Consider the following 7,943-nt stretch of genomic DNA (forward strand, 5'->3'; position numbering starts at 1 on the left):
GCTCCCCCTACGACAGCGGAACCCACACCCGCGACACCTTCAACGCACCCGCCCCCCACAACACCGGCGCCCACACCGGTCCCTCCCACACCACCGCCCCCTTCGGCCGGAGCGACCGCGACACCGGCACCCATCACCGGCCCGCCTACGACAGCGGAACCCACCACCGCGGAGACCTCGGCGTACCAGGACAACCCGAGTTCGACACCGGCACACACACCCGCGACACCTTCAGCACACCCGCCCCCTACGACACCGGCACACACACCCGCTCCCCCTACGACAGCGGAACCCACACCCGTCCGACCCCCCAGGACCCCAACCCGCCGCTGTGGGGCGGTCAGGAGGACGGCGGCGTTCCCGGTCTCCCCGGAAGCCCGGGTGCCCCCGGCGGCACGGGATTCCCGGGAGGGTTGGAGGGCGGCCCCGGTGCCGCGGTACCCGGCGCGCCCTCGTCGTTCGACCGGGGGCCCGTCGGCCCACCCGGCCAACCGCCGTACCCGGCGGGGCCCGCCTTCCCCGGTCAGGCGCAGGGACACCCGCGGGATCCGTACCCCGTGGACGGTTACCCGACGGCTCCGACACACGGGTCCCCCGTCCCGGGTTACGGCGGTCAGCCGGAGTTCGGATACCCGGCGGAGGCGCCCGGCGGCTACCCCGACGCCCTGGGCGGCCACCCGGCCGGTGCGCGGTCCCCGCAGCCCCCGCAGCAGCGCCCCGACTACGGCGGCCAGCCGCCCGTCTGGCGGTACGACGGGGAGGAGCCCCGCGACAGCGGCCCGCAGACCCCGTATCCGACCGAGCCGTACGACCCGTACGGGTACGGACGGCAGCGGTACGAGGGCGGTTACGAGGACGGCCGCTTCATCTGACCTTCCGGACGACCGTAACAGTCCGTAGTGACCCGCCCCGGTTCCCCGGCCACGCGGGGAACACCCCCTCACACCCCGAGGCGGTGGGAAGAACCCACCGCCTCGGGGTTTCTTCTGTCCTGCTTTGCTCCCCGGGCACGTGAAGACAGGAAAATGGTTACCAGATCAACAACAGTCCGTAACACTTCGCGCCAGCGATTCACTACAGTTAGTGATTGAGGAGGAGCTCTTCGGAGTTCTCCGTTCTCCCGCGTTCCCATGCACCCCCCCGGACCGGACATCCCGGTCCCCGTGCGCCCACGCATCACTTGCCTGGTCCAACCCGAACGGAGTAACCATGCGCAACGACGCCCGGGGAACAACACACGGAAGGCCGCCCTCGGCGGTTTCCCGAACCCGCATCACTCCCAGAGGGGTCGCCGCCGACGTCGGCGCCTCCCTGGTGGTCTTCCTGGTCGCCGTCCCCCTGTCCCTGGGGATCGCCGTCGCCTCCGGCGCCCCGCTCGTCGCCGGGCTCATCGCCGCCGTGGTCGGCGGGATCGTCGCCGGACTCGTCGGCGGCTCCGTGGTGCAGGTCAGCGGCCCCGCCGCCGGACTGACCATCATCGTCGCCGACCTGATCATGACCCACGGCTGGCGGATCACCTGCCTGATCACCCTGCTGGCCGGGCTGGTCCAGCTCGCCCTGGGCGCCTTCCGCGTCGCCCGGGCCGCCCTCGCCGTCTCCCCCGCCGTCGTACACGGCATGCTCGCCGGAGTCGGCGTCACCATCGCCCTCGCCCAACTGCACGTGGTCCTGGGCGGTGAACCGCAGAGTTCGGCGCTGGCCAACATCGCCGACCTGCCCCACCAGATCGCCAACAACCACACCCCGGCGGTCGCGGTCGGCGTCATCACCATCGCGATCATGTTCTCCTGGAACAGGCTGCCCTCCCTGGGGCGGCTGCGTCCCGCCGTCCTGCCCGCGGCACTGGTCGCGGTGGGCACCGCCACCGTCGTCGCCGCCACGAGCGGGTGGCGGGTGCAGACCGTCACCCTTCCCGGCTCACTCGCCGACGCCTGGAACGGCCCGGTGCTGCCCGAGGCGGGGCAGTGGCACGGCATCGCCCTGGGGGTGGCCACCGTGGCGATGGTCGCCAGCGTCGAGTCCCTGCTCGCCGCGGTCGCCGTGGACCGCCTGCACAGCGGGCGCCGGGTCAGGCTCAACCGCGAGCTGTGCGGCCAGGGCGCGGCCAACACCATCAGCGGCGCCCTGGGCGGCCTGCCGGTGGCCGGGGTGATCGTGCGCAGCACCACCAACGTGCGCGCCGGGGCCCGCTCCCCGCTCTCGACGATCCTGCACGGCGTGTGGATCCTGCTGTTCGTCGCCCTGCTCGCGCACGTGGTCGAGCTGATCCCGATGCCCGCCCTGGCCGCGCTGCTGGTGTTCATCGGGACGCGGATGGTCTCGATCGCCCACCTGCGCGACCTGCGCCGCCACCACGAGGCCAGCGTCTACCTGGTGACCCTGTTGGGCGTGGTGTTCCTGGGACTCCTGGAAGGCGTGTTCCTCGGTTTCGGGCTGGCCATGATCGTGTCCCTGCGCAGGCTCACCAAGCTGACCGTGACCGCCGAGGAACGCGACGACCGGGTGCACATCACCGTGCACGGCTCGCTCACCTTCCTGGGGGTGCCCCGGCTGGCGCACGTGCTGCGCACCGTTCCCGAGGGCGCCGGGGTCGACCTGGACCTGCACGTGGACTTCATGGACCACGCCGCCTTCGAGGCCATCCACGCCTGGCGGGTGGATCACGAGCGCACCGGTGGCGACGTCGACATCGACGAGGTGCACGAGAGGTGGTACACGCGCAGTTCCACGCGGTCCGCCCCCGCGGCCAAGACCGCTCCCGGAGGCCTGGCGCGCTGGTGGGCCCCCTGGGACATGCGCGGTGACGCCCACCGGGAGGTGAACGCGCTGGGCCTGCTGTCGGCCGGCGCCCGTGAGTACCACGCCAGCACCGCCGACCGGATGCGGTCGCTGATGAGCCGCCTGTCACACGGCCAGAACCCGACCGCGCTGTTCGTCACCTGCGCCGACTCGCGTGTGGTGCCGAACCTGATCACCGCGAGCGGTCCCGGCGACCTGTTCACCGTGCGCAACCTCGGCAACCTGGTGCCGCCGCGGGACACCCCGGACAACGGTTCGATGGGCGCGGCGGTCGAGTACGCGGTGAACGTACTGCGGGTTCCCTCGATCGTGGTGTGCGGACACTCGCACTGCGGGGCGATGCAGGCGTTGATGGAGAAGGCGCACCTGGAGACGGACGAGGCGGAGACCTCGCACATGCGCCGTTGGCTGGCGCACGGGGCGCCGAGCCTGGCGCGCGCGGGTGGGGATTCCGCCCTGTCGGGGCTGCCCTCCGCCGAGGCACTGCGCCGCCTGGCCCAGGCCAACGTGGAGGAGCAGATCGGCAACCTCATGGGCTACCCGGTGGTCCGCGAACGGGTGGCGTCGGGTGAACTGGAGCTGACGGGGATGTACTACGACCTGGAGACGGCGAGGGTGCACCTTCTGGACGCCGAGACGGGGGAGTTCACCCCCGTGCAGGGCGCCCAGGACCTGAAGGAGCCCGCGCTCCGTCCGAGGACGGACGCGAACACCGGAGATCAGCTACTGGAGGAGTCCTCCTCGGGCGCGTCGTCGCGTCCGTCCTGCTGAACACCCGAGGCCTGGTAGGAGGCGAGCAGGATGATCACCACGATGGCCAGGACCGGCAGGCCGAAGAGCGCCACCCAGAAAGCGGTGGAGTCGAACAAGAGTCACCCATTCCCTTGGCTTCTCTCCCAACTGCAGCAGGGAGATTCTTCCCTCACGGATCGAGCTTTCTGCTTCGTCACCATTTGCCGACCCGAACAACGGCAGGGGGCGGCATGCCGCCCGTCGGTCTCACATCAGCTCCACAGACATCACTTCCCGCCAGCCCGGCGGTAGGCCGACCCGAACTTGGTTTTCGCCCGAGCCGACGCCTGTCAAACCAGCACTGACTCCAACGACGGTGTACGGGTTCGGTGAATCCGGACGTATGCCCGCTGGGCCGTCGACCCCGGACGTCGGCCCACGGGCGCACACTCCGGACATCGCCCGGGTACGGAGCGCAGGGCCAATCTATCGGCGCGCCAGGGCATGGAGCCATCACCGGAGGGCTGTAGGTACCTACCGTTCCCGTCACGGTCGGCCGGTGCTGGACAAACCAGGACAGACCAGGCTGGCCCGATGGCGGTCCACACGGTTCCGGGAAGCGAGGGAGAGGGGAGTCGGCCGATAAGCCGGATTCTGTCGGTCCCGAAGGACCGGGCGGTCATCCATCTGGGGCCGCCGTTGCCGACGACCTCGGTGCGGTCTACCCGCGAACTCGGGCGGGCCGCCCTCGAACATCCGCGCGGGAACCCGGAGGTTCCCTTTTTGACCTTGCTCCGGGTGGGGTTTACCAAGCCGACCGGATCACTCCGGCCGCTGGTGGTCTCTTACACCACCGTTTCACCCTTACCACCGCGAGCGGTGGCGGTCTGCTTTCTGTGGCACTGTCCCGCGGGTCACCCCGGGTCGGTGTTACCGACCACCCTGCCCTGTGGAGTCCGGACTTTCCTCGAACACGCGCACCTGGCGCGGTCCGCGACCGCCTGGCCGACTCCCTCTCGTCCCCCATCCTACGCCCGGACGCGCACTCCCGTTCCCACGCGGGCCCTCAGTCCAGGTGGGCGGTGTCGTTGAGGGAACGCACCAGCATGGGCCCGTCGGCGAACACGTCCACCTCGGTCAGGCACGCGGTGTCCAGGTGCATCCGGTACAGCGCCGCCAGCGGGGCGAGCAGTGCCTGCTGCACCATCGCCTTGATCGGGGTCACGTGGGTGACCACCAGGACGGTACGCCCCCGGTAGCGCTCGACCAGGGCCTCCCGGGCCGCGCCCACACGCCGGGCCGCGTCCGCGAAGCTCTCGCCCCCGGGGGGCGCCACCTCCGGGTCGGCCAGCCACCGGTCCACCTCGGCGGGAGCGTCCGCCCTGGCCTCGGCGAACGTCATCCACTCCCAGGCGCCGAAGTCGGTCTCGACGAACCCCTCGTCGATCTCCACCGGCAACCCGAGCGCCTCGGCCGCGTGGGCGGCCGTGTCCCGCGTCCGCCGCAGCGGCGAGGACACCACCGCGTCGACCGACCGCGACGCCAGGCGGCGCGCGGCCGCCTTGGCCTGCGCGTGCCCGTCCTCGGTCAGCGGGATGTCACCCCTGCCAGCGAAGCGGCGCTCCACCGACAGGGGCGTCTGCCCGTGCCGCAGAAGGAGGAGGCGGGTCGGCTCGGTGTCGGGCATGCCCCACCCCGCGCTCGAACCCGTGCTCACTGCTCGGCCCGGCCGCCCAGGCCCGACTCCTCGGTACGGACCAGGATGCGGCGGCAGTCCTCGCAGCGCACGACCTCGTCGGCGGCTTGGGCGCGGATCTCGTTGAGTTCGACGGTGCTCAGCGCGAGCTTGCAGCCCCCGCAGCGTCCGTAGCGCAACGGCGCCGCCGCCACACCGTCGTACTGGGCGCGCAACTTGTCGTACAGGGCCAGCAGGTCAGCGGGAAGATCCTCGGCCACGCGCTCGCGGTCCTGGGTGAGGCGGGTGCGGTCCCACTGGATTCCGGCGGCGGCGGTGTCGCGGCGGGCGACCACCTCGGTGTGCTTGGCCACCGCCTCCTCCCGCTCCGTGGTCAGGCGGGCCACCTCGGCGTTGAGCTCCTCGGCGCGCTCCATCACCTCCAGGACGATCTCCTCCAGCTCGGCCTGCCGACGGCCCAGCGAGGCGATCTCCGACTGGAGGTTCTGCAACTCCTTGGCGTTGGTGATCTGCCCCGACTCCAGGCGCTTGGTGTCGCGGTCGGCGCGCGTGCGCACCTGGTCGACGTCGCTCTCGGCCTTGCGCTGCTGGCGTTCGACGTCGGAGACCCTGGTCTGCGCGGTGATCAGCTCACCGTCGAGCTGATCCACCCGCTCCTTGAGCTGGGCCGCCTCGGCGACCTCCGGCAGGGTCCGCGCGCGGTGATCCAGGCGCTGGAGCTCGGTGTCCAGCTCCTGGAGGTCGAGCAGTCTGGCCTGTGCGGCGGGTTCGGCTTTCACGTGTGACCTCTCCTGGGATGGCTGGGGAAGGCGAGTACGCCGCCCGCGCCCTACTCTGTGCAGTTGGTCGGCGTCCCTGCGGGACCTGTGGACGCTCAGACGTGTGAGACGGCCTGTGACCAGGCGTCCGTCACCGTCGTCGAAACGCGGATCTCCACGTTAGCCGCATCGGGACCGCCCGCGCGCCCGAGTGCGTCGGCGAGGTGGCGGGCGCCGTCGGCCAGCCAGGGCCACTCGCTGGCGAAGTGGGCGGTGTCGATCAGCGCGGGACTGCCGGGGTTCTCCACGAACTCCGAGGCGGGGTGGTGGCGCAGGTCGGAGGTGACGAACACGTCCACGTCGGCGGCCCGGGCCGCGCCGAGCAGGGAGTCCCCCGCGCCCCCGGACACCGCGACGGTGGTCACGAGGCGGTCCGGGGCCCCGGCGACGCGGATTCCGGCGGCCGTGGCGGGCAGTCCCCTGGCGACCTGCTCGGCGAACTCGCTCAGGACCACCGGCTGGTCCAGTGCGCCGATCCGTCCGATGCCGCGGCGCCCCTCGGGGTCGGTGGTGTCGGGGTCCAGCGGACGCAGCGGCCCGGTGACGCCGACCGCGCGGGCCAGCGCGTCCGACACCCCCGGCGAGGCGGTGTCGGCGTTGGTGTGCGCGGTGTACAGGGCGGTCCCCGAGCGGATGAGCCGGTGCACGATCCGCCCCTTGGGCGTGTTGGCGGCCACGCTGTTCACGCCGCGCAGCATCAGCGGGTGGTGGGTGATGATCAGGTCGGCGCCCCAGGTCACGGCCTCGTCGACGACCGCGTCGACCGGGTCCACCGCGAACAGGATCCGCGCGACCGGCTGCGCGGGATCACCCGCGACGAGCCCGACCGCGTCCCAGGACGCGGCCCACGCGGGCGGATAGACCCCCTCGAAGGCGGCGGTCACGTCGGACAGGGTGGGATGCGCGATCTCGGTGTTCACGGCCACGACACTAGCGCTCCACCGACGCGCGGGTGAAGCCGTTCACGAAGACGCGAAGCCCTCGCCGACACCGCGCAGGCGGCGGACGACCTCGGGCGGCGCGTCCAGGCGGAAGGGGGCTCCGAGGGAGAGGACGGCGGCCGTGTACTGGCACACCAGGTCGAGTGAGTCGGCGCTGATCCGGATCCGGCAGCTCCGGTCGTCCAGCGGCTCGACCCCACCGGGCAGGGGACCGTGGAAGCGGGCCCGGAAGGCCTCGGCCGACAGCTCCATGGTGACGAGCGCCGTGTGGCCGTACGCGCCCGCGGCGAAGAGGCGGGTGAGGAAGGTCGCCGGATCGGGTGCGGGCAGCGGCCTCGGCGCGAACCGCCGGTGGGGGCCCCGCGGACCGCTGATCCGGTCCACCCGGAAGGTGCGCCAGGCGTCGCGGTCGGTGTCGTGGGCGATCAGGTACCAGTGCCCGCCGTGGGCGACCAGGTGGTGCGGTTCGACCCGGCGCTCGCGCGCGTTGCCCGCCCGGTCCCGGTAGTCGAAGTCGGTGACCGCGCGTTCGCGGCACTGTGCGGCCAGCAGCCCCAGAACGGCGGGATCGGCCCTGGAGGGCTCCACCACGTGGGCCACCGCCGAGGCGGTGTCCCGGACGGCGGCCAGACGCGGGCGCAGACGCGCGGGCAGCACGCGTTCGAGTTTGGCCAGGGCCCGCAGCGCGCTGTCCCCCACACCGGTGACGGTGACCAGGCCCAAGGCGGTCGCGACGGCCTCCTCGTCGTCCAGCAGCAGCGGGGGCAGGTCGCGCCCGGAGGCGAGCCGGTAGCCGCCCGCCGCACCGGGAACGCCCTCCACCTCGTAGTCGAGCGCACGGAGCCGTTCGACGTCGCGGCGCAGGGTACGGGCGCTGACGCCGAGCCGCTCGGTCAGCTCCGCGCCGCTCCACTCACGGCGGACCTGCAACAGCGACAGCAGGCGCAGCAGCCGCTG

Annotated in this window: 6 protein-coding genes, 1 other RNA gene and 1 pseudogene; 2 read left to right on the forward strand and 6 right to left on the reverse strand. The window is 72.2% G+C overall.

From position 1 onward, the window contains the following. A pseudogene (locus tag D455_RS34350) lies at positions 1 to 872 on the forward strand (hypothetical protein); the annotation flags it as partial. Positions 873 to 1,209: 337 nt separating this feature from the next. After that, positions 1,210 to 3,570, forward strand: a complete 2,361-nt coding sequence (locus D455_RS0127480; protein WP_017573866.1) for a SulP family inorganic anion transporter — start codon at positions 1,210 to 1,212, stop codon at positions 3,568 to 3,570. Here the strand turns inward: D455_RS0127480 and D455_RS34695 are convergent. The 6 genes from D455_RS34695 to D455_RS0127505 all read right to left on the reverse strand — a co-directional run. Further along, complete coding sequence (locus D455_RS34695) at positions 3,519 to 3,668, reverse strand: hypothetical protein (RefSeq protein WP_017573867.1); 150 nt, start codon at positions 3,666 to 3,668, stop codon at positions 3,519 to 3,521. The two genes, D455_RS0127480 and D455_RS34695, sit on opposite strands and share 52 nt — an antisense overlap. A gap of 490 nt (positions 3,669 to 4,158) precedes the next feature. Beyond that, an RNA gene (rnpB, locus tag D455_RS32360) (RNase P RNA component class A) lies at positions 4,159 to 4,544 on the reverse strand. A gap of 53 nt (positions 4,545 to 4,597) precedes the next feature. Continuing rightward, positions 4,598 to 5,218, reverse strand: coding sequence for a histidine phosphatase family protein (locus D455_RS0127490; protein ID WP_040685173.1), 621 nt, complete (start codon positions 5,216 to 5,218; stop codon positions 4,598 to 4,600). A 26-nt stretch (positions 5,219 to 5,244) separates the two neighbouring features. Continuing rightward, positions 5,245 to 6,006: a zinc ribbon domain-containing protein gene (locus tag D455_RS0127495; protein WP_017573869.1), complete on the reverse strand. Its 762-nt coding sequence runs from the start codon at positions 6,004 to 6,006 to the stop codon at positions 5,245 to 5,247. Between the two features lie 95 nt (positions 6,007 to 6,101). Then, entirely contained in the window at positions 6,102 to 6,965 is an 864-nt protein-coding gene (locus tag D455_RS0127500) for a Nif3-like dinuclear metal center hexameric protein (RefSeq protein WP_040685174.1), read from the reverse strand. A 42-nt stretch (positions 6,966 to 7,007) separates the two neighbouring features. Then, a partial coding sequence (locus D455_RS0127505; protein ID WP_017573871.1) for a helix-turn-helix transcriptional regulator occupies positions 7,008 to 7,943 on the reverse strand: 936 nt, incomplete at its 5' end.

This window comes from Nocardiopsis halotolerans DSM 44410 (assembly GCF_000341065.1).
Lineage (GTDB): Bacteria > Actinomycetota > Actinomycetes > Streptosporangiales > Streptosporangiaceae > Nocardiopsis > Nocardiopsis halotolerans.

What these genes read in the sequence shown, in the direction of transcription:
- D455_RS0127480 (WP_017573866.1), top strand. Translation starts at nt 1,210, where the DNA reads ATGCGCAACGACGCCCGGGGAACAACACACGGAAGGCCGCCCTCGGCG.
- D455_RS0127490 (WP_040685173.1), bottom strand. Translation starts at nt 5,218, where the DNA reads ATGCCCGACACCGAGCCGACCCGCCTCCTCCTTCTGCGGCACGGGCAG.